22 protein-coding genes, 1 tRNA gene and 1 other annotated feature are annotated in these 25,950 nt (G+C 47.5%); of the genes, 18 read left to right on the top strand and 5 right to left on the bottom strand.

The window, feature by feature from the left end; all coding sequences use genetic code 11:
* Positions 1–43: 43 nt before the first annotated feature.
* Positions 44–1,225 carry a M20 family metallopeptidase gene (locus QQK89_RS06875; RefSeq protein ID WP_284237759.1) on the bottom strand — a complete coding sequence of 394 codons (1,182 nt, stop codon included), beginning with the start codon at positions 1,223–1,225 and terminating at the stop codon, positions 44–46.
* A gap of 46 nt (positions 1,226–1,271) precedes the next feature.
* On the bottom strand, positions 1,272–2,099 hold the full coding sequence (locus QQK89_RS06870) for an AraC family transcriptional regulator (RefSeq protein ID WP_284237757.1): 828 nt from the start codon (positions 2,097–2,099) through the stop codon (positions 1,272–1,274).
* 126 nt (positions 2,100–2,225) lie between these two features.
* Between QQK89_RS06870 and QQK89_RS06865 the strand changes: the two genes are divergently transcribed.
* From QQK89_RS06865 to QQK89_RS06810, 12 genes are all read left to right on the top strand, one after another.
* Entirely contained in the window at positions 2,226–4,301 is a 2,076-nt protein-coding gene (locus QQK89_RS06865) for a beta-galactosidase (RefSeq protein WP_284237756.1), read from the top strand.
* A gap of 61 nt (positions 4,302–4,362) precedes the next feature.
* Positions 4,363–4,586, top strand: a binding site (T-box leader).
* A 60-nt stretch (positions 4,587–4,646) separates the two neighbouring features.
* The gene (gene tyrS / locus QQK89_RS06860) at positions 4,647–5,906 is read left to right on the top strand and encodes a tyrosine--tRNA ligase (protein ID WP_284237755.1); all 1,260 of its coding nucleotides are present in this window, start codon (positions 4,647–4,649) and stop codon (positions 5,904–5,906) included.
* Positions 5,907–6,092: 186 nt separating this feature from the next.
* The gene (locus tag QQK89_RS06855; RefSeq protein WP_284237754.1) at positions 6,093–6,638 is read left to right on the top strand and encodes a Gmad2 immunoglobulin-like domain-containing protein; all 546 of its coding nucleotides are present in this window, start codon (positions 6,093–6,095) and stop codon (positions 6,636–6,638) included.
* 318 nt (positions 6,639–6,956) lie between these two features.
* On the top strand, positions 6,957–9,137 hold the full coding sequence (locus tag QQK89_RS06850; protein ID WP_284237753.1) for a hypothetical protein: 2,181 nt from the start codon (positions 6,957–6,959) through the stop codon (positions 9,135–9,137).
* A 162-nt stretch (positions 9,138–9,299) separates the two neighbouring features.
* On the top strand, positions 9,300–10,436 hold the full coding sequence (locus QQK89_RS06845; RefSeq protein ID WP_284237752.1) for a methyl-accepting chemotaxis protein: 1,137 nt from the start codon (positions 9,300–9,302) through the stop codon (positions 10,434–10,436).
* Positions 10,437–10,658: 222 nt separating this feature from the next.
* Positions 10,659–11,432 carry a phosphate ABC transporter ATP-binding protein PstB gene (gene pstB, locus QQK89_RS06840; protein WP_284237751.1) on the top strand — a complete coding sequence of 258 codons (774 nt, stop codon included), beginning with the start codon at positions 10,659–10,661 and terminating at the stop codon, positions 11,430–11,432.
* A gap of 24 nt (positions 11,433–11,456) precedes the next feature.
* Positions 11,457–12,128, top strand: coding sequence for a phosphate signaling complex protein PhoU (phoU, locus tag QQK89_RS06835; protein WP_284237892.1), 672 nt, complete (start codon positions 11,457–11,459; stop codon positions 12,126–12,128).
* Between the two features lie 180 nt (positions 12,129–12,308).
* A complete protein-coding gene (gene polA / locus QQK89_RS06830) occupies positions 12,309–14,987 on the top strand; it encodes a DNA polymerase I (RefSeq protein WP_284237750.1) in 2,679 nt (892 codons plus the stop codon).
* Positions 14,988–15,193: 206 nt separating this feature from the next.
* A complete protein-coding gene (gene mutM, locus QQK89_RS06825) occupies positions 15,194–16,057 on the top strand; it encodes a DNA-formamidopyrimidine glycosylase (RefSeq protein ID WP_284237748.1) in 864 nt (287 codons plus the stop codon).
* A 114-nt stretch (positions 16,058–16,171) separates the two neighbouring features.
* Positions 16,172–16,876: a sporulation membrane protein YtaF gene (gene ytaF / locus QQK89_RS06820; protein ID WP_284237747.1), complete on the top strand. Its 705-nt coding sequence runs from the start codon at positions 16,172–16,174 to the stop codon at positions 16,874–16,876.
* A gap of 38 nt (positions 16,877–16,914) precedes the next feature.
* Positions 16,915–17,511 carry a dephospho-CoA kinase gene (gene coaE / locus QQK89_RS06815; protein ID WP_284237746.1) on the top strand — a complete coding sequence of 199 codons (597 nt, stop codon included), beginning with the start codon at positions 16,915–16,917 and terminating at the stop codon, positions 17,509–17,511.
* On the top strand, positions 17,508–18,074 hold the full coding sequence (locus tag QQK89_RS06810; RefSeq protein WP_284237745.1) for a lytic transglycosylase domain-containing protein: 567 nt from the start codon (positions 17,508–17,510) through the stop codon (positions 18,072–18,074). The genes coaE and QQK89_RS06810 overlap by 4 nt, the downstream gene beginning before the upstream one ends.
* Positions 18,075–18,157: 83 nt before the next feature.
* Here the strand turns inward: QQK89_RS06810 and QQK89_RS06805 are convergent, their stop codons facing one another.
* Positions 18,158–18,367, bottom strand: a complete 210-nt coding sequence (locus tag QQK89_RS06805) for an alpha/beta-type small acid-soluble spore protein (RefSeq protein ID WP_284237744.1) — start codon at positions 18,365–18,367, stop codon at positions 18,158–18,160.
* 118 nt (positions 18,368–18,485) lie between these two features.
* Between QQK89_RS06805 and nrdR the strand changes: the two genes are divergently transcribed.
* Positions 18,486–18,950 carry a transcriptional regulator NrdR gene (nrdR, locus tag QQK89_RS06800; RefSeq protein WP_284237743.1) on the top strand — a complete coding sequence of 155 codons (465 nt, stop codon included), beginning with the start codon at positions 18,486–18,488 and terminating at the stop codon, positions 18,948–18,950.
* A gap of 69 nt (positions 18,951–19,019) precedes the next feature.
* Complete coding sequence (locus QQK89_RS06795) at positions 19,020–19,406, top strand: VOC family protein (RefSeq protein WP_284237742.1); 387 nt, start codon at positions 19,020–19,022, stop codon at positions 19,404–19,406.
* A gap of 83 nt (positions 19,407–19,489) precedes the next feature.
* Here the strand turns inward: QQK89_RS06795 and QQK89_RS06790 are convergent, their stop codons facing one another.
* Positions 19,490–20,308 (bottom strand): SDR family oxidoreductase, encoded by an 819-nt coding sequence (locus QQK89_RS06790; RefSeq protein WP_284237741.1) that lies wholly within the window; start codon positions 20,306–20,308, stop codon positions 19,490–19,492.
* 134 nt (positions 20,309–20,442) lie between these two features.
* Between QQK89_RS06790 and QQK89_RS06785 the strand changes: the two genes are divergently transcribed.
* The 3 genes from QQK89_RS06785 (at position 20,443) to QQK89_RS06775 (ending at position 22,781) form a co-directional block, all read left to right on the top strand.
* Positions 20,443–21,015, top strand: a complete 573-nt coding sequence (locus QQK89_RS06785; protein WP_284237740.1) for a TetR/AcrR family transcriptional regulator — start codon at positions 20,443–20,445, stop codon at positions 21,013–21,015.
* Positions 21,016–21,078: 63 nt separating this feature from the next.
* Positions 21,079–21,154 (top strand) — tRNA-Ala (locus QQK89_RS06780).
* 376 nt (positions 21,155–21,530) lie between these two features.
* Positions 21,531–22,781, top strand: coding sequence for a hypothetical protein (locus tag QQK89_RS06775; protein WP_284237739.1), 1,251 nt, complete (start codon positions 21,531–21,533; stop codon positions 22,779–22,781).
* Positions 22,782–22,921: 140 nt separating this feature from the next.
* Here QQK89_RS06775 and QQK89_RS06770 read toward each other — a convergent pair whose 3' ends face one another.
* Positions 22,922–25,597 (bottom strand): AAA family ATPase, encoded by a 2,676-nt coding sequence (locus QQK89_RS06770; RefSeq protein ID WP_284237738.1) that lies wholly within the window; start codon positions 25,595–25,597, stop codon positions 22,922–22,924.
* Positions 25,598–25,792: 195 nt separating this feature from the next.
* On the opposite strand from QQK89_RS06770, the gene QQK89_RS06765 reads away from it, so the two are divergent.
* Positions 25,793–25,933 carry a hypothetical protein gene (locus QQK89_RS06765; protein WP_284237736.1) on the top strand — a complete coding sequence of 47 codons (141 nt, stop codon included), beginning with the start codon at positions 25,793–25,795 and terminating at the stop codon, positions 25,931–25,933.
* Positions 25,934–25,950 lie beyond the last annotated feature (17 nt).

Here is a 25,950-nt window from a genome sequence, read left to right as displayed (position 1 = left end):
GCGAAGCGAAGCCTCTTATGAACGTATGTTCAGCATGCTGCGATTATTTCTGGGTTCTGAGCTCGAATTCTTCGCGGATGCTTGCAAGCAGAACCGGATCGGCAACCACGTCGTAAGCGGTAGCGGCCAGCGTCTTGGCGGCAAAAATCATCCGGTCAAGCGCGCGCTCGGTCATCGCAGCATCCCGGAATTCAACCGTATGGAGCAGGAAACGCTCCTCGACGATTTTGACATAAGGATGAATGGCCGGGCAGCGGACGGATACGTTGCCAAGATCGAGCGAACCATGATCCTTGCCCACCTCGATCTCTTCCGGCTTCAAGCCTAACTCAAGCAGATTGGCGGTGAAGCATTCCGACAAAGCCTCGTTGGTAAGCAACTCGTCATAGGAAAATTCGTAATTGCTCATTTCCAGCCTGCAGCCGGTCTGCAAAGCAGCTCCTTCGGCGCAGCGGCGAACCTTCTCGGCAAGCTCATTCGTGTACGCCCGCGAAGCGGAACGTACGTAAAATTGGGCGGAAGCATAATCGGGAATAACGTTTGGCGCTTTGCCGCCGTTATCGATGATGCCATGGATGCGGGCGTCGCTGCGTGTCTGCTGGCGCAAAGCATTAATGCTGTTGAACAGCTGCAGGACCGCATCAAGTGCGTTGATGCCTTCAGACGGGCTTGCCGCCGCATGGGCCGGCTTGCCGAAATATTCGAACCGGATCGCGTCAAGCGCTAGCGAGTCGCCGGATTTCTCGAAGGTGTAATAAGGATGGGCCATCAGCGCAAAATCGCAGTCGTCAAATAGTCCGGCTTCGGACATGGGGACCTTGGCGCCTTTGGTTTCTTCAGCAGGCGTACCGTAGACGCGAATGGTTCCGCCGAATTGATCCATCACGGCTTTGAGGCCGACGGCCGCCGCAATCCCCATCGTGCAGATCAGATGGTGCCCGCAGGCGTGGCCGATTTCCGGCAAAGCGTCATATTCGCATAGGAAAGCAACGGTTGGACCCGGCTTGCCGGTGGAATAGGTTCCGATAAAAGCCGTTGGAATGCCAAGCGTTCCCCGTTCAACGGTGAAGCCTTGTCTTTCCAGCTCTTCAATAAGCATCGCCGAGGATTTGAATTCCTGATGGCCAAGCTCCGGATTAGCGCCGATTGTGCGCGAAATTTGTTTGAATGTATTTGCCTCATTGTCTATCGCGTCAAATACAAGTTGTTTGTTGCTGCTTGTCATGGACAAGCCCCCTTCCGTGAAGCTATATCCCCTTCATTATAGCGAATTAATGAATGCCGTGCATGCGTTTGAACTGTTCCGGGCTCATGCCCTCCATTCTCTTGAAGACGGTGCTGAAATAACTAGCGCTATCGAAGCCTACCATAGACGCGATGTCCTGCATCTTATGCTCTCTGCCGAGAAACATCAGTTCTTTGCTGCGGTTAATCCGCTCCCGGTTCACATACTCCATTGGCCGCATGCCCATTAGCTGCTTGAATAGCCTGCACAAATATTGCGGAGTAACGCCAATGCGCGAAGATAAATCCTGAATCGTCATGACTCCGTCAATATGCTCCTCGATATAACGGATCACGGGATGCAGCTTGTTGTAATACTGCTCGGCGGATTGAGTGCTGACTTGAACAACCTTCATGAGATCAAGCAGAAACAGATAAACAAGCTTGGAGCATTCAATCCCGAGAAAAGGAAGCCCCGACTCCGCCATTGCGGATATCCCCCTGAGATGGGCGACGATCATTTCACTGTCGGTTACGGAATAAAGCCCTGGTCCTTTAATGCCGGCTTGGTCAAGCAAATCCTTGGCCAAGCTGCCGCCGAAGCTAATGAAATAGACATCCCAAGGCTCGCGAACCGCGAAATAACGATGGGGAACGCCCGGAAACAAACAAAAGCCTTGACCCGGTTTTACCGTGTATCGCTTATCCCCAATCCATAGCTCGCCTTCGCCGCCCGTTGTTTGCAGCCATTGATAATGCGAGAAGCCTTGCTGACGGTCGATGGACTCTTGGTTATTCCAATGCCCGATAATGTCCACGAACAAGGGGAGTTTACGGTCGGAATCAGCCAGAATCGGAAATAACAATTTATCCATGTTGAAGCCACTTCCAGTTTCATATTGTTAAAACAATGTGAATATAATGTGATTTTATTGGATCTGAAAGCGTATTACAATATTAATATCGTAATAGACATTTTATTCATACGGAGGTTATCCATCATGTCCCTGAAGTTCCCGCCAATCAGCCCGAAATTCCCGCAAATGCTCCATGGAGCGGATTATAATCCCGACCAATGGCTTGATTACCCGCATGTTCTCGAAGAAGATATCCGTCTGATGAAGCTGTCGAGCAGCAACGTCATGTCTGTTGGCATTTTCTCTTGGGCCGCGTATGAGCCGGAAGAAGGCGTCTATACATTCGAATGGATGGACCAGCTGCTGGACCGTTTCGCCGCTAACGGAATCCATGCTTTGCTGGCAACGCCAAGCGGCGCGCGTCCAGCCTGGATGTCGCTGAAATATCCGGAGGTTCTTCGCGTATCGGAGAACGGGATCCGCAATCTGCACGGCGCGCGCCATAACCATTGCTTCTCCTCGCCGGTATACCGCGCGAAGGTGAAGGAGATGAACACCAAGCTGGCGGAGCGTTATTCGCAACATCCGGCAGTGATCGGCTGGCATATTTCCAACGAATACGGCGGAGAGTGCCATTGTAATTATTGTACGGAGGCGTTCCGGCAGTGGCTTGAGAAGCGTTACGGCACGATCGAGGCGCTTAACCATGCGTGGTGGACAACCTTCTGGGCGCATAAATATACAAGCTTTAGCCAAATTGAAACGCCAACCAACCGCGGTGAAAAAGCGGTACACGGCATGAACGTGGACTGGAGACGTTTCGTCACTGACCAGACGGTCGATTTCTGCCGCAACGAGATGGAGCCGCTGCGCGAGATTAGCCCCGAGCTTCCGATTACGACAAACTTCATGCTGGACTTTGAGCCGCTGAACTATTGGAAGTTCTCCGAGCTTCTGGATGTCATCTCCTGGGATGCTTATCCGACTTGGCATGACGCGAAAGATCAAAGCGAACTGGCCGCATGGATCGGCTTCAACCATGACGTCTTCCGTTCGCTCAAAGGCGGCAAACCGTTTATGCTGATGGAAAGCACGCCAAGCATGACGAACTGGCAGCCGATCAGCAAGCTGAAGAAGCCGGGTATGCATTTGCTCGCTTCTATGCAAGCTGTCGCGCATGGCTCGGATACGGTTCAATATTTCCAATGGCGCAAAAGCCGCGGCTCCAGCGAGAAGTTGCATGGCGCCGTTGTCGACCATGTCGGCCATGAGAATACGCGCGTATTCAAGGATGTTACGGATGTCGGCCAAGCCCTCGAGAAGCTGCAGGAAGTTGTCGGGACATCCGTGAAGCCGCAAGTGGCGCTTATCAATGACTGGGAGAACCGCTGGGCGGTGAAGGATTCGCAAGGTCCGCGCAACGGAGGCATCCATTATGAAGAAACGCTGAAGCGCCACTATCGTCCGCTGTGGGATATGGGCGTACCCGTCGATATCATCGACTCGGAATGCGCGTTCGACTCGTATAAGCTGCTGATCGCTCCAATGCTGTACATGGTACGCCCGGGCGTTGGCGAGCGGATTGAGGAATTCGTGCGCAATGGCGGTACATTTGTTGCAACTTACTGGTCGGGTATCGTTAACGAAAGCGATCTTTGCTTCCTGGAAGGTTTCCCCGGACCGCTTCGCAAGACGCTTGGCATCTGGTCGGAGGAGATCGACTCCTTGCATGACGGCGAGAAGAACAGCGTTGTTATGTCCGCAGGCAACAAGCTGGGACTTACGGGTTCTTATGACGCGATTGAGCTGTGCGATCTGATCCATCTGGAAGGCGCGGAACCTTTGGCGGTATACGGCGATGACTTCTACGCTGGCCGTCCGGCTCTGACGGTAAACCAGCTTGGCCAAGGCAAAGCGTATTATGTGGCTTCCCGCAACACCGAACCGTTCTTCACCGACTTCTTCAAGAAGCTGGTCGAGCAGGAAGGGCTGAAGCGCGCGGTTGAGACGGAGCTTCCGCAAGGCGTTACGGCACAGCTTCGTTCCGACGGCGAGAGCGACTACGTGTTTGTCATGAACTTCAGCGAGCAGGCGCAACAAGTGAAGCTTGACGAGCAGGCGTATAAGGATGTGCTTGCCGGCGGTCAAGTGGGCCATGAACTGGAACTTCCGCTGAACGGCTTGCGCATTCTGAAACGAAAAGCAAGCTTCCACTCCTAAGCCGGCTATTAACGATTGACATTGATTGCGCCATTCTCTATAATGGCTGTAATCTGATATCATATATGCTGAGAATGAGCGCAGTAGCGGCTTAATCCCTGTCCCAGAGAGCCGGGGGTCGATGGAACCCGGTACACATTAAGCGACCGCGAAATACACTCAGGAGCATCCCGGGTAATGCCGGGCGGAAACGGCGAACGATATCTCGCCTAGAGCGGTATGAGCCTGCGCGCGCGGCGGCTTCATACAAGTTGGGTGGTAACACGGTAAACAATCGTCCCTATGTCTGCAAAGACGTAGGGGCGTTTTTTTTGTTTTTAGACGAAATCAAAGGAGAGTAAAACCATGAACATTATTGACGAACTGGAATGGCGCGACGCCATTAATCAACAAACCGACGCAGAGGGACTGCGGGCATTAACTAACGAGAAAGCCGTCTCGCTCTACTGCGGCGTTGACCCGACGGGCGACAGCATGCATATCGGCCACTTGATTCCGTTTATGGTGCTCAAACGCTTCCAGCTGGCCGGCCACCGTCCGGTCATCTTGATCGGCGGCGCGACGGGAACGATTGGCGACCCAAGCGGCCGCACATCGGAGCGTTCTTTGCAGACGCTGGAGCAAATTCAGGAGAACGTTGACGCGCTCTCCGCACAGCTTACCAAGCTGTTCCTCACGGAAGGCGAGAACAACTTCCGCATGGTTAACAACTACGACTGGACGCATAAGATTAACGTGATTGAGTTCCTGCGCGACTACGGCAAAAACTTCAGCATCAATACGATGCTCGCCAAAGACGTCGTCTCGAGCCGTCTGGAGAGCGGGATTTCGTTTACGGAGTTCTCGTACCAGATTCTGCAATCGCTCGACTTCCTCCATCTGTTCAAGGAAGAGGATGTTCAGCTGCAAATCGGCGGTTCCGACCAATGGGGCAACATTACGAGCGGCCTTGACCTGATCCGCAAGAAGGAAGGCAGCGAATCGAAGGCGTTTGGCCTCACGATTCCGCTTATGCTGAAGGCTGACGGAACGAAGTTCGGCAAATCTGCAGGCGGCGCGATCTGGCTGGATCCGGAGAAAACAACGCCTTACGAGTTCTACCAGTTCTGGGCAAATACCGATGACCGCGATGTCGTCAAATACTTGAAATACTTCACGTTCCTGTCCAAGGAAGAGATTGAAGGTTTGGCTGAGAAAGTAGCTACGGAACCGCACAAACGGGAAGCGCAGAAGAAACTTGCCGAAGAAATGACGCGTTTCGTTCATAGCGAAGAGATGCTGCAGCAAGCGCTCCGCATTACGGCTGCCTTGTTCAGCGGCGATATCAAGTCGCTAAGCGCGGACGAAATCGAGCAGGGCTTCAAGGAAATGCCAACGTACGAGTCGTCGCGCGAAGCGAAGAACATTGTGGATTGGCTTGTGGATCTTGGAATCGAGCCTTCCAAACGCCAAGCGCGCGAAGATATTACGAACGGCGCCATCTCCATGAACGGCGAGCGCGTAACGGATCTTGCGCTGGAAGTTTCCACCGAGCATGCGATCGGAGAACGTTTCATCATTATCCGCAAAGGCAAAAAAAATTACAGCCTGGTGAAAATGGGCTAAACCGTACCCCCTGTTTCTTCTGAACGCGGAAGAAGCAGGGGGATTTTTTTTGGCATGGAAGAGGTACAAGCCCTCATAGGATGGAATAAGAGAATAAGACAGGTAGGCAAATTCTGGAGATGGGGTGTGGACATGCTTCGGAAGTATAGGGGATTTATTGTGGGTTTAGTGATGGGAGGACTGATTATGACGGCTTATCCGTCGCTCGCGGCTCCCAATACGGATAAAAAGGCATACTCTTTGACAGAAGCGGGTTATCCGGTTGAAGTAAATGGTACAGCCTATACGGGGCAGGGGCTGCCCATCCTGAACTACAAAGGAAACACCTATGTGCCGCTTAGAGCAGTGGGCAATTTGCTCGATGCTTCCGTGACTTGGAATGATAAGCTGGGAAAAGTGACCATTCAGAAAGAAGCGAAAGTCGCTCCGTGCAATAACGCTTTTTGCGATGTGAGTGTCCAAGGCTCGGCAGGGCATTATACCGTAACGGGAAAAGGCAGAGTGTTTGAAGCGGTTATGCAATATGCCGTGGAGGACGGACATGATTACGTGCTTGAAGGCCATACAATGTTAGATGAAGGGGCGCCTGCCTGGTCGCCGTTCACGCTTGATCTCGTTATTCCGCCAGATAAATTGCCGACAAACGGGACGCTTACGCTCGAGCTGTTCGAATACAGCGCGAAAGACGGCTCCCAAATCAACGTATTAAGCATTCCGCTGGAGACATTCTAATCGTGCAATCCGATATTCAAGCTGCAAGCCACAACGCATGAGCGTTTGAGGCTTGCGGCTTTTTTTATTGCGAGGAGCGCAGAAATCGAAATCATCCTTTAGAACTAGCCAAGATATTTAATATATTAAATAAGATGAACAAAGTCGAATTAACGGTTATTAAAGGAAGGATTCTCGAAAATAGCTTAGAATTGATGTAGTTTTCAGGTAAAAAGTCTTGTTCCAATCATTCAAATGAAATATTGATTATATTGAATATTTGTATTAAGATGTGGGCGAGTGCGAACGAACCGTTTGGATAAAAAGGAGGACATAGACGTGGGCAAACAGGAACGCGCGGAATGGACGGGCTTTCAAGAATCTCGTCCCTACGGAACGAAGTATGATCTTCGTACGGATTTTGTAATGGTATACGGATTGTCGGACGGGCTGGAAGAGCGGATCGAAGGCTGGAGAAAAGCAGGTTATACTATTCATCTTATGACCGGTGTGTCATGGGGCGAATATCAGGATTACCTATACGAAAAATTCGATGGCCGGAACCATTGGGACGAAGCGCAAATGGACCGGTTCGGCAACTATATCCAGCATGGTAAAGATGTGCCGTATATGGTACCGACGGTCGCTTTCTCCGAATACTTGGCGGCCTATATCAAGAAAGCGATTGACTGCGGGGTAGAAGCCATCCATCTGGAGGAACCCGAATACTGGGCGGCTTCGGGTTATTCGGAAGCATTCAAGCGGGAGTGGTTGACGTATTACGGGGAACCGTGGACGGCGCCTCACCTGTCTCCTGATGCGCAGTACCGGGCATCGAAGCTGAAAGCCTATCTGTATTACCGCGCGCTTGACCGTCTATGCGCGCAGATGAAAGAATATGCGCTTGTCACCTATAACCGGGAAGTCCGCTTCTACGTTCCTACCCACAGTCTTATCAATTACTCGCAATGGCGGATCATCAGTCCGGAAGCGCTCCTCGTATCGATGCCTTCCTGCGATGGATTCATCGCGCAGATTTGGACGGGAACGGCGAGAACGCCAAACATCTACCGCGGCGTACGCCGGGAGCGGACTTTCGAAACAGCATTCCTGGAGTATGGCGTCATGCAGGAATTGACTCGCGGTACGGGAAGAGATATGTGGTTCCTGCATGATCCGATTGAAGATAATCCGCGCTACACCTGGAGTGATTACCGTTATAATTACCGGGCAACGGTAGTAGCTTCCTTGCTTCATCCGGGCGTATCGAAGTTTGAAGTATGTCCTTGGCCATGGCGTGTATTCACGCGCGGATACCCAACGGAAGACGGCACGGGAAAAGAAATGATCCCGGCAAGCTACAAGACGGTCCTTCTTACCGTCATGAACGTTCTTCGGGATCTTCATCATCACGAGGAAGAACCGACGGACATCTATACGAGCGGAATTGGTCTGCTCTTGTCCAACTCGGCCATGTACCAACGCGGCGATGTTGTATCGGAAGAATCGGAAGATGCGCTAGGCAAAAAACAAGGCGGCTTGACGACGGCGGATTTGTTGTCTCCCGAGCAGCGGGAGAAGCTCGACTTCTCGGCGTTTTACGGATTGGCGCTGCCGCTTGTCAAACACGGTATTCCGCTGCGTCCGGTACAGCTGGACAACGCGCTGACGTTCCCAGGTTATCTGGACGATTACAAAGTGCTGCTGCTTAGCTACGAATATATGAAACCGGAACACGCGGGATTGCATCAAGCGATCGCAGGATGGGTGAGAGACGGCGGCGTCCTGATCTATGTCGGCGACGGCACCGATGAATTCCATAACGTGCGCGAATGGTGGAACCGCGAAGGCAGCCGGCGGACCTATGAACGTCCGGACCAGCATTTGTTCGAGACGCTTGGATTGTCGGTGAATCAGGAAGACGGCGAATACGCTTATGGCGATGGCCATGTTCTCGTGCGCCGCGTTCATCCAATCGTTCTATCCCGTACAAACGAAGGAGCCGATTCGGTTCGCGCATGGTTGCAATTAGCACTGGAGCTTAGAGGAGAGACGGAGTCGTACCGCGAAAGCGGAATGCTTCGCATCAAACGCGGGCCTTATGTCATTGCGCAAGCGCTGGACGAGACGGAAGTTGAAGGCGCAAATATAATCGAAGGAAGTTATATCGATTTGTTCGAGGATAATCTTCCGATCGTTCAGCAAGTGGAATTGAAGCCTGGCGACAACTGCTTGTTGTATGACTTGAATGCGGCAAGCCATGATTCTCGCGTTGCTAAAGTGATCGTCAGCTCTTCCCGTATTGAGGAAGAGACTGCTGACGGCAAGTCGATCTCCTTCCGTTCGGAAAGTCCGTCGGATATGACCGTTAGCACGCGGCTATTCGTTCCGTCGATTCCAACACTTGTCACGGCGGACGGTAACGCTCTGGAGCATGAGTACGATGAAGCTTCCGGAACGCTTCTCCTCCGGCATGAAGGCCAACCGGAAGGCGCGCAAGTAAAAGTAGCTTGGGCCTAATCTATACGTTCAACAAAAAGGCGGCGCGGATATGCGCCGCCTTTTTGTGTTGGTCTAGTTTACCAATTATTTTTAACGCAGCGAAAACATTTCTATGAATTGGAATTGATGCTTCAGTCCTATATTAGTTCTATAGGAGTCCATAGAGAAAGGTGAGAGACCATGACGAATGCCTTATTAGAACGTCAAGCGCAGGAGAAGAAAGTCGAAACTGCCCAGATCTCAACTCGTTTGCTAGAATTCATCCGGAGTGCACCGGTTATTGCCGCAAGCCGTTCCTGCAAAGATACCATTGCTTTGTTCAAAGAGAATCCGGACAGCGAATGCATAGTAATCGCCAGTGATGGAGTTGATATGGACAAGCCGGTAGGTCTTATGATGCGCAATCAGTTTTTTATGCGGTTAAGTCAACGGTTTGGGGTAGATCTGTATTACGAGAAACCGGTTTCGGAGCTTATGGACAGCTCGCCGATGGTCGTAGATCAAGCCTATTCTCCGCAATTATTAATAGATAATGCACTGAAACGCGATGATAACGTTCTTTATAACTGTGTCATCGTAACAAGAGAAGAACGCGTTAAGGGGATTTTGACGGTATCCGATCTGCTTCGCATGTCCCGCCAGCTTCAACAGGAAGCGGTTGACGGACAAGTGAAAACCATTAATAGCGTCGGCAGCCGGGTGAAAGAGATTGACCAGGCGGTAAGTTCGGTCCGGCAGTCTGCTTTGCAAGGCAAGCAAATATCCGCGGATATGGTGGATTTGACGTTAAGCGGGAAAAATCAGTTGGACAAAGTAACCGCTGCGTTTGGCAAGCTGGCTTCCAATTCCATGCAGCAAGAAGAGCGGATGAGCGCGCTGCAGTCTGAAGCGGGTTCGATCAGCCACGTCTCCAAGCTGATTAAAGAACTGGCGGAGCAAAGCAATCTGCTGGCGATTAACGCTTCGATTGAAGCCGCTCGCGCAGGTGAGCACGGCAGAGGATTTGCGGTTGTCGCCGGCGAGGTAATGAAGTTGGCCAGCGAAACGAAACGTTCGGCTGAATCGATTACGACATTGACCAAAACGATTGTCGAAGCCATTGAACATACGGCTACGCTTGCGCGGGAAGGCCGGGAAGAAGCCGTTGTGAGCGAGTCATGCGTGCAAGAAGCGGGCAGCGTATTCAGCCAATTGTTTCAAGCATCGGCAAACAGCAAGGATAGCTCTGAACAAATCGGCCGCCAATCGGAGCAGGCTTATCAGCAGACCATCCATGTGTCGCGGGAGATAGACAAATTACTCGAGTCCTATTTTTAACATGAAATTTACAAAACAACAATACGGCATTTACAAACGGCTAGTAGGATAGATACGTCAGGCATCGCAAAGATCAACCATTGGCAATGGGATTAGCTTTACCAAATAGGCTTCCCATTTTTTTTAACGTTATGATTCGAGCAAAATCACCAAGCCTCAGTATGGAGATTGTTCATCTGGGGCTGGTATCATTTTTTATTGAATATGTGGAGGAGAACGACTATGACCACCTTATCGCAGTCGAAAACACTAATCAACATTGAGAAACTTAATTTGTATTATGGCACCTTTCATGCCCTGAAGGATGTTTCGCTCACGATTCCCGAGAAGGCGATTACGGCTTTTATCGGTCCGTCGGGCTGCGGCAAATCTACGCTGCTTCGTACTCTTAACCGGATGAACGACATGATTCCGGGAACAAGAATCGAAGGAAGCATCGCAATCGGGGGAACTGAAATTTATTCGAATGATGTTGATGTGGAGACGCTTCGCAAGAAGGTTGGCATGGTGTTCCAGCAGCCTAATCCGTTCCCGAAATCGATCTACGATAACGTGGCTTACGGCCCGCGCCTCCATGGCATCACAAGCAAGAAAGAACTTGATGAAATTGTGGAAACAAGCTTGAAAGCTGCCGTTCTGTGGGATGAGGTAAAAGATTATTTGAAACGTTCCGCGCTCAGCCTCTCGGGCGGCCAGCAGCAACGTCTTTGCATCGCGCGCGCAATCGCGGTTAATCCGGACGTCCTGCTGATGGACGAAGCGACTTCGGCGCTTGATCCTATTTCTACATTAAAGATTGAAGAGTTGGCGCAGGAGCTGAAAGACCGCTATACTATCGTTATGGTTACTCATAACATGCATCAGGCAGCTCGTGTTTCCAACCAAACAGTCTTTTTCCTTAATGGCGAGGTAGTTGAGTTCTCGGAAACGGAGAAATTGTTCTCTAACCCGACTGACCAGCGCACGGAAGATTACATTAGTGGACGATTCGGCTAATACGGGGGAGGCAGCAATACGATGATGACCAAAAGAAAAGAGTTTGACCTGGGACTGGAGCAGCTTCATAATTTGCTCGTTGAGATGGGAACTTTCGTAGAAGAAGCGCTTGTGGATTCAATGAAAGCTCTTAGCGGTACCGATGTAGAGAAAGCAAGAACCATTATTCAACACGATCAGCATTTGAATCATATGGAAGAACAGATTACCGAGCTTGGCTCGAAGCTTATTGCCACGCAACAGCCGGTAGCGAAAGATTTGCGCCGGATTCTGGCTGCCTTCAAGATTGCTTCGGATCTGGAGAGAATGGGCGATCTTTGCGTGAACATTGCTAAGTTTGTTGTACGGTTGGAAGGTCAACCGCTCATTAAGCCGCTTATCGATTTGCCTCGCATGGCAGAAATCGTGCAAACGATGACTTATGAATCCATTCAATCCTTCGTGCAGGAAAACGTGGATCTCGCTTACAAACTGGCAACGGAAGACGACCAGGTTGACGCGCTTTGCGCTCAAATCTACCGCGAACTTCTGTCGCTAATGATGGAGAATCCGCGCAACATTTCGCAGGCGACGGTACTGAACTTTGTAGCCCGCAATATTGAACGTATCGGCGACCATGCAACCAACATTGGCGAAAGCGTCGTTTATCTCGTAACAAACAAACGTCCTGATCTAAATACTCAACATAATATCTAATAGAAGTGTTGCAGGGGCTGTCTTAATCGGACAGCCCCTGTTTTTTTGTTCTGGCTTTCAAGGCATGCCGAGGAACAAACAGATGCCCTGGCGGTTTTCTTGTTGGCCGCTGCCCGGCAAGGAGTTTGCTTCATAAATATGGTATGATAGGGTGTAGAAATGTTTAGGTGAGGTGCCAAGATGGACAAGTGGATATTAATTGACGGTAATAGTATCGCAAACCGTGCTTTTTACGCGATGCCGCCGCTTACGAATTCAGCAGGTTTACATACAAACGCGGTATTTGGCTTTACGACCATGCTGCTTAAATTGCTTGAAGAAGAGAAGCCGACACATGTGCTAGTTGCATTTGACGCGGGCAAAATCGTGTTCCGCCATGAAGGCTATACCGAATATAAAGGCGGTCGCGCCAAAACACCGTCGGAGTTATCCGAGCAGTTCCCGGTGATGAAGGACTTGCTTAAAGCATTTGGCATTTCGCAATTTGAGCTATCCGGGTACGAAGCCGACGATATTATCGGTACGTTAACGAAGTTGGCCGACGAGCAAAACGTGCAGACGCTTGTCGTGACTGGCGATAAGGATATGCTGCAGCTGGCTTCGGACAATGTGACCATTGCCATTACGCGCAAAGGGATCAGCGAGGTGGAGCATTTCTCCCCGGCTGCGATCGACGAGAAATACGGGCTGAAGCCGATGCAGATCATTGACCTGAAAGGTCTCATGGGCGATACATCCGACAATATCCCGGGCATCCCGGGCGTTGGCGAGAAAACCGCGCTCAAAATGCTGCATGAATTCGGCTCGGTTGAAGAAGTGCTGGCGAATACGGACAGTTTGAAAGGCAAGATGAAGGAAAAGGTCGAGACGCATAAAGACGATGCGATTATGAGCAAAAAACTCGCAACGATCTTCCGCGAGGTACCGCTCGAGCATAGCGCCGAAGATATCCGATATGCAGGGTATGAGCCAGCTACGCTTGCCGAGGCGTTCCGCAAGCTCGAATTCAAGTCGCTCATTGAGCGGCTTGATCTGAACGGAGCAGGAGCGGGAAGCGAAGAAGCTGCTGTTCCGGCTGCACCGCTCGACGTTGTTGTTATTGAATCGGATAATGACGGGGATGCGCTGAAGGCGTTGTTGTCGTCCTTGCAGGCAGCCGGCGCCGAGCATGGCTTATATATTGAAGCAATCGGCGAAAATCCGAACCAGGCAGAGGTGTTGGGACTTGCTGTAGCCGTTCATGAACAGGCTTATGTGGTGCCGGTGACGGCTCTTCAGCAACCATTTACCGCAGAGCTGCGCGAATGGCTGGCCGATGCGGACAAGCCGAAGAACGGCTTTGATACGCACAAAACGGAATTGGCGTTAGGTTGGAGAGGGATCGAATGGAAAGGCGCGGCATTTGACGTACAGCTTGCCGCCTATTTACTGGACCCGACAGACACGAACCTGACGTTAACCGCGTTATGCGACCGGTTTGGTCAATCCTCGGTGCCGCATGACGAAGCGGTGTATGGCAAAGGCGCCAAATTCAAAGTGCCGGAGAGCGAGACTTTGTACCGCCATCTGGCCGTGAAGGCGGACGCGGTTCGCAGATTGACTTCGCTTATGCGCGCGGATCTCGAGAAAAGCGGGATGAACAAGCTGTATTACGAGCTGGAGCAACCGTTGGCCGTTGTTCTTGCGGGCATGGAGCGTCAAGGCATTAAGGTGGAAAAAGCGGAGCTGGAGCGGCTTGGCAGCGAGCTGGAGAGCAAACTGGCCACGGCCATGAGCGAGATTTACCGGCTTGCCGGGATGGAGTTCAATATTGGTTCTCCGAAACAGCTTGGCGAGGTATTGTTCGAGAAGCTGGGGCTTCCGGCACAGAAAAAGACGAAGACCGGTTATTCGACGGATGCGGAAGTATTGGAGAAGCTGGCTCCGTATCATGAGATTGTACCTCTTATCCTGCATTACCGGACCTTGTCCAAGCTGCAGTCGACTTACATTGAAGGGCTCTTGAAAGAGGTTCGTCCGGAAACGGGCAAGATCCATACGTATTACCGCCAGACGATTGCGGCAACAGGGCGTCTTAGCAGCCAGTTCCCGAATCTGCAGAATATTCCGATCCGTCTGGAGGAAGGCAGGCAGATCCGCAAAGCTTTTGTGCCGTCCGAACCGGGCTGGTACATTCTTGCGGCGGACTATTCGCAGATCGAGCTGCGCGTGCTTGCCCATATCTCGGGCGACGAGCGGCTGAAGGAAGCTTTTATCAACGACATGGACATTCATACGAAGACGGCGATGGACGTATTTGGCGTATCGGCAGACCAGGTCGATTCAAACATGCGCCGTTCCGCGAAGGCGGTTAACTTCGGTATCGTATACGGCATCAGCGATTTCGGCTTGTCGCAGAACTTGAACATTACGCGCAAGGAAGCCGCTCAGTTTATTGAGCAGTATTTCGAAGTCTTCCAAGGCGTTCGCAAGTATATGGACGATATCGTCATGCAGGCTCGCCGCGACGGCTATGTCACGACTTTGCTGGAACGCCGCCGTTACTTGCCGGAGATCAAAGCTTCGAACTTTAACCTGCGCTCCTTCGCCGAGCGTACGGCGATGAACACGCCGATCCAGGGCACGGCAGCCGACATTATTAAGCTGGCAATGGTGCGCATGGATGAGACGCTAAGCGAACGCGGACTGAAAAGCCGCATGCTGCTGCAGGTGCATGACGAATTGGTATTCGAAGTGCCGGAGGAAGAGCTGGAGCTGATGAAGGAGCTAGTGCCAACCATTATGGCCGGAGCGCTTAAGCTGGATGTGCCGCTGAAGGCCGACGTCAATTACGGCGTGAACTGGTACGAGGCGAAGTAAGGTCGCGTCGCGGGTTAAGCGAAAGTTTCGCTAAGCAACGGGATTGACAAAAGTATCCCGTCCAAAGCGAAGTTTCGCAATGAAAAGTAGGGAATGGCGAAGCCATCCCTTACTAGGCGAAAGTTTCGCTAAGCAACGGGATTGACAACTAATCCCGTCCCGCAGCCAACGCCCATCGGGTATAATGGTTGTTGAGGTGAATAAATATGCCCGAATTACCAGAGGTAGAAACGGTCAGAAGAACATTAATCGAACTAGTCGCAGGCAAGCGGATCGCATCCGTAGAGGTCAAGCTGCCGCGTATTATACAACGTCCCGCCGAGCCGGAGGCGTTCGCAGCGGCGCTTGCCGGGCGTACGATTCAAACCGTCGAGCGGCGGGGGAAGTTTTTAAGAATTGTTTTGGACGGACTTGTGCTTGTCTCCCATCTCCGGATGGAAGGACGCTACGGCGTATTCCCAAGCGACGAGCCGGTCGAGCTTCATACGCATGTCCTGTTCCACTTCGAAGACGGAACGGATCTTAGATACAAAGACGTACGCCAGTTTGGCACCATGCATCTGTTCGAGCCCGGAACGGAGTTTGAGATGAAGCCGCTGAGCAAGCTTGGGCTGGAGCCCCTGGATAATGATGCTTTTACAGCTGATGCTTTGAGAGGGTTACTCGGCAAAAAATCCGGATTGATCAAGCCGCTTTTGCTAAATCAGGAATATGTCGTGGGGCTTGGCAATATTTATGTGGATGAGGCTTTGTTTCTGGCAGGCATCCATCCGGAACGGACGGCTGATTCCTTAAAGAAAGCGGAGTGGTCGCTACTTCATGAGGCGATTGTATCGACGCTCGCCAAAGCCGTCGCGGCAGGCGGCTCATCCGTTAAATCTTACGTGAACGGGCAAGGCGAAATGGGCATGTTCCAGCATCAGCTGCTTGTATACGGCAGAAAAAACGAACCTTGCGCCAAATGCGGCAGATTGATCGATAAATCCGTTGTAGGCGGCAGAGGAACGCATACCTGCGCGAGTTGCCAACCTATCCCGAAACCGCGCAACAAGGCTGTACGGAAGGTTTAATGCACCGTAACGATTTCCCCGCATATGCTATTGTTGTTACGAACAATAGGCGGATGTCTAGATAAGCGCGCAAGCGCAAGGCATGGGCATCCGGTGTGCGGGGAGGGCTGCGGGTTGTTCGCGCATTTTGCTTCTTTGCTGGTGCTTGCTTTTGCCGTTAGTGTGGACGGCTTCGGAGTAGGCGTGACATACGGATTGCGGCGAATAAGAATACCGCTCTTGTCTGTGGTCATTATTGCATGTTGTTCAGGTTTGGTTATTTTCTTATCGATGCTCGTCGGCTCATGGGTCACGGGGTACTTATCCCCGTTTGTGGCGAAGCTGATCGGAGCGGTTGTTCTAGTCGGCATCGGCACATGGGCTCTGTTGCAGCTTAGGAAAAGCGGCCGTGAAGCAGGTGCGCAGGAAAGCTCGGGCGAAGGGGACCCGGAGCAATCTTCTGCCCCCGTTTCGGAGCAGATTGAACTGTCCCATCCGGTTCTTGTCGTTATCGTTGAATTGAAGCGTCTGGGATTGGTTATACAGATATTGCGGACTCCGCAAGCCGCCGACGTGGATAAATCGGGGACGATCTCTGCCGCTGAGGCTCTTATGCTTGGCGTAGCTCTTTCATTTGACGCCTTTGGTGCCGGCATCGGCGCTGCCATGATCGGATTGTCTCCATTATTGACGCCTATTATGATTGCTGCGGCGAGCGCACTGTTTCTGCTGGGCGGGATGCGGTTCGGCTTCCGGTTCTCGAACTGGAAAGGCATGCAGGCCGTATCGGTACTCCCGGGAATTTTATTAATTATTATCGGCATATTGAAGCTGTTATAGGGAATCAGGCAGGATCTACTTGAACGGGGTGAAAGCTAATGAAGATCGGTTTAACCGGCGGGATCGCTACCGGCAAAAGCACCGTTGCTGCCATGCTGGTAGAACGAGGCGCGTTGTTGGTCGATGCTGATCAGGTTGCGAGAGAGGTTGTTATGCCCGGCGAACCGGCTTTAGAGGCGGTCGCCTCTTTGTTTGGACAAGCAGTCATACATACGGATGGAACATTGGACCGGAAAGCGCTGGGCGGAATCGTATTTAACAATAGCGAATTGCTTGCCCAATTGGAGAGTATACTACATCCGGCTATACGAGGCCGCATGCAGTTAAGGATTCGTCAATATGAGGAGCAACATCCGCGGCAGTTGGTTGTTGCGGATATCCCTCTGTTATATGAAACGGGTCAAGAAGGGCTATATGACGGCGTTATGGTCGTCTATGTTCCGCAGCAGCTGCAACTTGAGCGTCTAATGGAACGGAACGGATTGCAGGAGCAAGAGGCACAGCGGCGCATTGGACTTCAAATGGATATCGAGCAGAAAAGAAGCCGTGCGGACTGGGTCATCGATAACAGCGGTTCACTTGAAACGACACGGCGACAGGTGGACGATTTCTGGAAAAGCAAGGATTTGCCATGAGGTGGCTTATTCGAAAAAGAGTGCTGCTTCTTCTGCTCATCGGCTTCATTGGCGTCCTATTTCTTAATTCCAATTGGCTTGCGCGCATGATGTATCCCATTGAGTACAAGGAAGATATAAGCGCGAGCGCATCCAATTATGGCGTGGACCCGCATCTGATTGCGGCAATTATCCGGACGGAAACGAACTTCTCAACCGGACAAGTTTCGAAAAAAGGGGCACTTGGCCTCATGCAGATTATGCCGGATACGGCAGACTGGATTGTTCAGCAGGCAGATTTCCGAAATGTGACCAAAGAGATGCTGCAGAATCGTCCGGATGTCAGCATTGAAGTAGGGGCATGGTATTTGCAATCTTTGCACAAACAGTTCAAGCAAAATTCTATAGCGGTAATTGCCGCTTATAACGCTGGACCTGGCAATGTAAGAAAGTGGCTTGACTCGGGCAAGTGGGATGGCAGGCTGGAGACGACCGATCAAATTCCGTACGGAGAAACCCGCCACTATGTACAACGCGTTATTTATTATTATAATAAATATAAAGATCTTTATCCGGTTTTATAACTTAGACAAGAAGAAGCCTTGGCCGTCCGCCGCTTCAGGACGGAACAGCCAAAGCATCTGTTATACATGACTAATGAAATTCATTATTTGCTACCTGCAAGGGATTGCTCGGCGATTTGCACCAGACGGCGAGTGATGCTGCCTCCGATGTAGCCTGCATCTTTAGTGAGCAGGTTGCCGTGGTAACCATCTTGCGTCAGCGAGATACCCAGCTCTTGTGCGACTTCATATTTCATTTGGTCGAGGGCTGCAGTAGCTTGTGGTACAAGCAAGTTGTTGCTGTTTGCGCTCATTGTTGTTCACCTCCTTGCGGTTGGTAAATGTATTATGTGCGGAATTCGCGAGTTCATTCAGGTAACGAATGGTAATTTATTAAACCATAAAAAACAGGATTCGGAAGGAGTGAGAATAATGAAATGCCCATACTGCGATTTTGCCGGCACAAAAGTACTTGATTCCAGACCAGCCAACGAAAACAAGTCGATCCGCAGACGTCGCGAATGCGAAAAATGCAGCCGCCGCTTCACGACTTTCGAGATGGTGGAGGAAACTCCGCTTATTGTGATCAAGAAGGGCGGCAGCCGCGAGGAATTCAGCCGCGATAAGATCTTGCGCGGACTGATCCGCGCATGCGAGAAACGTCCGGTATCGGTGGAGCGCCTTGAAGTCATCGTCTCTGAAGTAGAGAAGGAGCTTCGCACAACAGCGCTTGCCGAAGTGGAAAGCCGCGAGATCGGCGAGATCGTGATGAGCCAGCTGTATCCGGTGGACGAAGTCGCTTATGTGCGCTTTGCATCGGTATATAGACAATTCAAGGACATCGACATGTTTATGAAAGAGCTAAGCAGCTTGTTGTCCAAGCCGGACGAACAATAACTTAGAATGAATAGCCCACTCCCTCAGCGGGGGAGGGCTATTTTTTACATGTAGAAAGGATTGAGGGGCATGATAAAGATTGAATCGTTAGATCATCTTGTATTAACCGTAGCGAGTATCGAGAAGACCGTTACCTTTTATGAGAAGGTACTGAATATGGAAGTTGTCGTGTTTGGAGATAACCGGAAGGCACTTAAGTTCGGCAGCCAAAAGTTTAATCTGCACGAAGCAGGCAAGGAGTTTGAACCAAAGGCGAGGAATCCTCAGACTGGATCGGCGGATTTTTGTCTGATTACAAAAACACCGATTGTTGAGGTAGTCCGGCATTTGAACGCTTGCGGCGTGTTAGTTGAGGAAGGCCCGGTCAACCGGACCGGGGCAGTTGGCTCCATCGTATCCGTTTATTTCCGCGATCCGGATTATAATTTAATGGAAGTATCGAATTATGTGGACTAAGGGAGGAGAATAAGCCGTCCGCGTCTGAACGGTTAAATGTATGCGGACGGCTTGATGGATGGCAAACGGCGGGAATTCTGAGGTTATTTTCTTTGTTTGATCAAATCTTGCGCTTTTGCCACTGTTCCGCCATCGACCCTGAGATCGGTACCGGTAATATACGAGCTGTCGAGGCTGCACAGAAAAGCGACTGCGGCAGCTATTTCCGTTGCTTCCCCCATCCGGTTAAGCGGGGTATTGTCCATTAGCATCTTCATGCTTTGGCTTTCCGCAGCTTCTTGTCTGCCCATAGCCGTATTAATCGTTCCTGGCGATACGGACACGATGCGGGCTCCCTTCTGCCCCCAGTCCCATGCTTGCTCTTCTACAATAAGCTGCACGCCAAGTTTGGACATGCCATAAGACATATCAGGTCTGCCCTGAGTAAATACTTCTATACGGTCTAGGAAGTTGTCCTCAAGAGGTTGCTTAAGCAAGCCATTATAAGTATCATTGCGAGGGAAGAAATAAGCTGACATGGAAGAGATACATACGGCTACGGAACCTGGAACCGCGATTGGCAAAAAGGCCTTCAGGATAAGTCCGGTGCCGACCATATTAACTTCCATGATTCGGCGCCCGCTTGACATGGTTGGCGAAAGACCGGCGGTATGGATAATGGCCCCAAGTTCACCTAGCTCTACTGCAGCTGCGGCGAGTCGCTCGACCTGTTGCTCGTTTGTAATGTCTACGGTCTGGGTTGCAACATCCGAAATTCCTTCTTCTGCAAGTTGTTCGACTGCCTGATGAAGGCGTTCCTCGCTAATATCGGCAAGAAGAAGCGTACCTTGCTTGCCGAGGCGGCGTGCAACCTCTATTCCGATGCCTCCTGATCCTCCGGTAATTACGTATACTTTTTTCATGACGTATTTCCTCCGTTCTTTTGTTATCATAGAATTTAGAATCTATCTCTAGCTTAGGCTAGAATAGTTCTAGCGATCAAACGTCAATCTTAATCAAAATGTCCATTTGCACATGTTGCCGAGGAGGCTTGCTCATGACCCAAGTTGACTCTTATCCGATCTCCGCTCGCTGGCTCATTACGGAAGCATTGTTTTCATTAATGGCAGGCAAGTCCTTTGATAAAATATCCGTTGATGCGATCGTTCGAAAAGCAGGGATCAGCAGATCTACGTTTTATTTGCATTTTCAAGATAAATTCGATTTGCTTCAGCAGGTAACCAAAGAGATTACCGGCAAACTATTTGGCATATACGAAGGAAAACTAGGCGAAGAGCAATATGACACGATGAAGCTTTATATGGACAGTCTCCCGATTCCCGCAACGATTCTTATCTGTGAGCATATTCGTACTTATGAGACGTTTTATAGGAACAGGTTTCATGATCCTATGTTTCTAAGTTGGCTAAACAATGAGCTATATGCACGGTTTGAGCATATCTATCAGAATGAAGCGCGATCCACTTTTGCAGCTGGAGGAACGGTAGGTTATATGGGCCGCTGGCTGCAGAACGGATTGCCCGGTACGGACTTGGAACATGCGTTAGAGCTTGGAAATCTCGCAATGATGTCCTTGCACGCAGCCACAAGCCTAACAATAGAGAAGTAGATATAAAAACTTAGCAAAATGATTGACAGCTTGGAAATGACTGTGCTATTATTTTGCTTATTCGGGGCCATAGCTCAGCTGGGAGAGCGCATCGCTGGCAGCGATGAGGTCAGGGGTTCGATCCCCCTTGGCTCCACCATAATAAACAATCAAACCACGTCCTTGTGACGTGGTTTTCTGTTTATTATGGTGGAGCCCAATAGGGGGCGAACCCGGGTTCAGTCCGCGCGGACGAAGCGAGTGCGGAGGAGCACGGCGTCTGAATCTACCGCTAAAAGTCCTCGTGGATTAAGCTTCGTAAGCCATTTGATAAAAGATTCGGACATCCCATGATGAGAAGACGAGCAGAGCGAAGTCGGATCCCCCTTGGCTCCAATTTTATCAGACGATTGAATTGATTTATTATCAGTCTTAGTGCTGAAGAGACCTACAAATTGTACTTATATCCAAAAATGTCGTATAGCGACATAATATTTACTTGAGTGCTATAGACTCTTTTAAAGGGAGGCTCTAATTTGAAAAACGATATTGCGAAGTTTCTGGAAATTTCTGAAGAAATTGAAGAGGAATACCGGAAAAAAAGAACTATATTTGAAGATAATCATGGTGAATTAAAAAAATTTGTTCACAACGGGATTAAAATAAATAACAATATAGCTAAGGCTCCGAAAACCTGTATGTTCCCTAATTGTAGTAATGAAACAATTAAACGATCTCATACTATCCAAAGCTCTGCATCTCTAAGTTTAATTGCTGAAAGTAACCATGTGCTTCAACCTAACTGGAATGACTTTGATGCTAAGTATTACATGAAAAAAGTTGGAATAAATGAAGCGTCAGTATTTACTGGTTTCTGTAAAGATCATGAGCAGATTTTTAATTTCGAGAAAAAGAAATTAATAAACGAAGAGTTCGATATCATTCTTCAAGTCTTTAGAACTATATGTCGAGAAGTAGTAAATATTAAAAATGTAGTTCTAACGCTAGAAAAAGTTGTTGAGAATTATAAAAAAATAAGACAAGATAAGATGTTAGCAAACATTGAATCTAAGCTTGAAAAACCTGTGAAATCCATAGGTATTCAGAAATATACTGTCGATCTTACTGATGAAACCTCGCATGTATATAATCTACAATTAAAGGAATGCACCAAACGCTTAAATGAATTTAAATCTTTTTATACACATGCTACTACTGATGTATTAAATAAACAAGTAAATAAACTATCATATACTGCCATTAAATTTGACCAATTTTTCCCGGTATCTTTAGCTGGAGTAGCAAGTTTTTCAAAAAAGAATGGTAAAAAAGTGATCTTTATTATCAATATTCTTCCCTATGAAGATGGCACACTTATGTTAGCCGCTACATCAAAAAAAGAAAAGTATTATCTTGAAAAATACCAAAATCATTTTTCTCAGCATCCACTCATGCTATTAAATATGGTTGAAAGCTGGATGGTGCATGGGAGTGATCATTGGTTTATTAAGCCAAGTGAATGGTATAAACATCCTATAGAGAAACAAGAAAAAATATTAAATGATTTGTATGTGACTGAGAAAAATATTTTTTCTAATTATGATCTATCAATTTTTGACGATTTAAGAACTAAATTTATCATTCAACCTTATAATATAAGTAATGATGACTATAGTGATTCTTTAAAAAATTTAATTGATATTGAAAAAGAAAAACTAAAGATCTCCCCGTATTTCATAAAACCAACATCATTACATCGCTATGAATATTGGATGAAAAATCAATAATCATTAAAATAGATACGATAACCAGTATTTATATAAAACGTGAAAACGATAGCAAGCTTTTCTCTTTTTGAGGAACATATAAACAATAAAGAACCAGTAAGCAGGAAATCTGTTGATTCCCCTAGCATACTGGTTTTTTGTCAAACTGCTTTGGCTTCATTATCAAGAATTTCTATGTACTCATAAATCTTCTTAACTATTAGAGAATCAAATTCAAACAATTCCTCTTCTTCGTGTGTTCCTTTATTTAGGTAGTTCCATGCAGTATTATTTGTTGTTTCAAGCCCAGTTAAGAAGTCATATGTTTCTATGATACGATCAAATTTCAAAATACCTTCTTTCTTTTTTAGGTCTTTCATTAGTTTTGAGAGACCAAGTGCGGCAGACATAGTATCTGGCATACCTTTTGGATGGCGAATTTGTACTGATATTAATGTATTATATGTTCTAGCAAGTCGCTTCCATAACGAGCTATTTATATTTTCCAAAGCACTCCTACAATAACGCAGACAATCTCGTTTCTGTGATCGCTCTAAGAAAGATTTTGCATTTGTGAGGTAATGAGACGTTGAAATATTATCTGTTCGAATAATTCTATTTTCAGGCGGAAGAAAAGTAACTCTACTAATTAAATTATTATGTTGCTTTTTTCCAACCTGGTTTTCCAAGTCTTTTATGAATTCCTCAGCATGCGAAGTAAGGATTATTTGTTTATTATTTACGAGTGGGCTATTAAATAGTAGCTCTCTTATCCCTCCTCGATGATCATCATCGATTGCATTCACAACGTCATCAAATATAATAATATTAATGTTATCTCTTACGATTTTAGATAACAGTAAAGATAGCCCAAGACATCTTACATGCCCCTCACTTAGTACATGTAAAGCATCAACAGCCTTTGCTGGGTTGTCCTTAAAATAAGCATTAATTCTATCCTCCGGTTTTACCGGTAATTCAATTTTCTCAATTAATTCAAAATCAGCATCATGCTTGTTAATTTCATTATAAAAATCTCTAGTGAGATCATTTAAGTTTGATATCAACTTAACTGGCAAATCCAAGTTATATTTTTTCAATTTTAATAATATTGACTTGTAGGCAGCAACAAACTGTTTGTTAATTGCTATCTGTTCCTTTTCAGCTTCAACCTCTCGCAATAACTCTTCATTATTTTTAACAAAGCTATTCAGCTTTACGTTAGCATCATTTATTAAGTTCTGATATGTACTCTCTTTCGTTAAAATGGTTTTAATTTTATTAGAAATAACTTGTAATGTTTGCTTCTCTTCTTGAAGGGCAGCTTTCCTATGGGAAGATTTTTCAAATTCCATATTTTTAAAATTAAGCAATTCTTCAATTACTTCAAGGGCTTCTTTATTGCGAGTGATTTCATTTATCAGTTCTTGCACATTTATTATTTTATCGTTAATATTACTAAGTTTTAATTCATTTATTAATAAATCCTTAGTGAAAATAAATTGAATGGATGAACTAAGTTCTTTTGCGTATCTAACTTTAAGATTAATGTCCGATAAAAGCTGTGTTGTTTTAGCAATTATTTCTTCAGAAATAGATTCAAGCTTGTCCTCCATTTGGGCTAATATACTGAGCTCTGATAACTTTTTAATTGCATGATCAAATGGGTTTATTAGAACTTCAGTAACAGGTGTCTGGCATACTGGACATTTATCTTCTGATAATTCTCTCAGTTCATTTACAGCTGTAAAAAGTTGCTTATAGCTAACTTGGTCTCTAGATCTATCTAGCTCAGCCTTTATCTGCTTATATTCTTCTGAAAATAGGAGTATATCATCAATATTGTCAGTAATATTTTTTAAGCTATTACTTTCGTAACGGGCAGAACTTATATTTTGAATTTCATTTTCAACTTCAAATAAACGACCTGAATTGGGTTCATATCCATGAATGTAAGTATCCAGTTCTTGAAAGGTCATTGTTAATTTACTTTCTTTTATAAGATGTTCTTTTTCAATCAAGAGTTTGGAAAGGTTGTTATTATTTATCTCTATACTTGATTTATCTGAATCTGTTTCTCTTGTCTTTTGTGCTAAATCCTTGTATTTTAATCCATCAGTCTCGTGAATGTTAATATAATTTTCTATATTTTCTGTAAAACCAGATACAAACTGATTGAAATCCTCTAATCCTAATAAAGTTGATAACATTTGCGTTTGATTTGCTGGAGTGTTTGCTGATATTCTAGCAAATCCATCAATTCTGTTCTTTTCTATGAAACAAAAATGATATAAATTTGGGGAGGGTGTCACTAATATTTCATTATCATTGTTATCAATTACAGTTAGTTTAGGCTTCTGCCCCTTGCCAGTAGTGAAGTTAACAATATATTTACTTGAGTCGTATCTCTTTGATTCGGCTTCGCTTAAATAACCTAATAAAGAATATTCTAGTGCCTCACAAAAGCTTGTTTTGCCAGTTCCGTTGCTGCCAAAAATTAATGTGTATGGTTTAGGGAACTCATGTGAAAATGCTTGAGAAAATCCTCTGAAGTTTTCAATTTCAATTTTTTTTAGATGCTTTATAGGGAATGATGTAGTAGGAGTATTGGGGTTAACTATGTTTAATTGGGGTGAAACATTCTTCCACTCATGTATGAATAATTCCTTTAGTAATTTTGCACGCCTATTCCCACCAGAAGTACCTACTTCTGCGATTTCATCAAATTTTGCGATTACCAAGTTAATAATTTTAATCTCGTTGGTAGAAAAAAAATTAGAATCATTACTTAGAATAAAATTATTAAAATCATTCTTTAATTTTGTGAATTTACTCAAACTACACTGCACCTCATTTATGAATATTGTCTCAATTTGTCACCTCATTATTATACAAATTATAGGAGAATAGATCTACCATTAAAAAGAGAACAGTTAAATTTCTTATTAATCTCGCCGCTGGCAGCTTACGGTAACAATCCGGTAACAAACTGCCGATAATGCCCCAGATTTGCCCATAACAAGTAATAATTCATGACGCCGAAAACACAGACAGGACAAGGCTTCCGAGACTCTTCGATAACTTACGATAACGAGTTGATGAACCCTGGCAGCGATTTGGTCTGGGGTTCAGTCCGCGCGGACGAAGCGGATGCGGAGGAGCATGGCGTCTGAATCTACCGCTAAAAGTC

Source organism: Paenibacillus glycanilyticus (assembly GCF_030161375.1).
Taxonomy (GTDB): domain Bacteria; phylum Bacillota; class Bacilli; order Paenibacillales; family Paenibacillaceae; genus Pristimantibacillus; species Pristimantibacillus glycanilyticus_B.
The sequence above is the reverse complement of the archived record's forward strand: the minus strand, read 5'-3'. Positions and strand labels throughout refer to the sequence as shown.

Bases quoted from the DNA above. Each gene is read 5' to 3' on its own strand.
- QQK89_RS06875 (WP_284237759.1), bottom strand. From the start codon at position 1,225: ATGACAAGCAGCAACAAACAACTTGTATTTGACGCGATAGACAATGAG.
- QQK89_RS06870 (WP_284237757.1), bottom strand. From the start codon at position 2,099: ATGGATAAATTGTTATTTCCGATTCTGGCTGATTCCGACCGTAAACTC.
- QQK89_RS06865 (WP_284237756.1), top strand. From the start codon at position 2,226: ATGTCCCTGAAGTTCCCGCCAATCAGCCCGAAATTCCCGCAAATGCTC.
- tyrS (WP_284237755.1), top strand. From the start codon at position 4,647: ATGAACATTATTGACGAACTGGAATGGCGCGACGCCATTAATCAACAA.
- QQK89_RS06855 (WP_284237754.1), top strand. From the start codon at position 6,093: ATGACGGCTTATCCGTCGCTCGCGGCTCCCAATACGGATAAAAAGGCA.
- QQK89_RS06845 (WP_284237752.1), top strand. From the start codon at position 9,300: ATGACGAATGCCTTATTAGAACGTCAAGCGCAGGAGAAGAAAGTCGAA.
- pstB (WP_284237751.1), top strand. From the start codon at position 10,659: ATGACCACCTTATCGCAGTCGAAAACACTAATCAACATTGAGAAACTT.
- phoU (WP_284237892.1), top strand. From the start codon at position 11,457: ATGACCAAAAGAAAAGAGTTTGACCTGGGACTGGAGCAGCTTCATAAT.
- polA (WP_284237750.1), top strand. From the start codon at position 12,309: ATGGACAAGTGGATATTAATTGACGGTAATAGTATCGCAAACCGTGCT.
- mutM (WP_284237748.1), top strand. From the start codon at position 15,194: ATGCCCGAATTACCAGAGGTAGAAACGGTCAGAAGAACATTAATCGAA.
- coaE (WP_284237746.1), top strand. From the start codon at position 16,915: ATGAAGATCGGTTTAACCGGCGGGATCGCTACCGGCAAAAGCACCGTT.
- QQK89_RS06810 (WP_284237745.1), top strand. From the start codon at position 17,508: ATGAGGTGGCTTATTCGAAAAAGAGTGCTGCTTCTTCTGCTCATCGGC.
- QQK89_RS06805 (WP_284237744.1), bottom strand. From the start codon at position 18,367: ATGAGCGCAAACAGCAACAACTTGCTTGTACCACAAGCTACTGCAGCC.
- nrdR (WP_284237743.1), top strand. From the start codon at position 18,486: ATGAAATGCCCATACTGCGATTTTGCCGGCACAAAAGTACTTGATTCC.
- QQK89_RS06795 (WP_284237742.1), top strand. From the start codon at position 19,020: ATGATAAAGATTGAATCGTTAGATCATCTTGTATTAACCGTAGCGAGT.
- QQK89_RS06790 (WP_284237741.1), bottom strand. From the start codon at position 20,308: ATGAAAAAAGTATACGTAATTACCGGAGGATCAGGAGGCATCGGAATA.
- QQK89_RS06785 (WP_284237740.1), top strand. From the start codon at position 20,443: ATGACCCAAGTTGACTCTTATCCGATCTCCGCTCGCTGGCTCATTACG.
- QQK89_RS06765 (WP_284237736.1), top strand. From the start codon at position 25,793: ATGACGCCGAAAACACAGACAGGACAAGGCTTCCGAGACTCTTCGATA.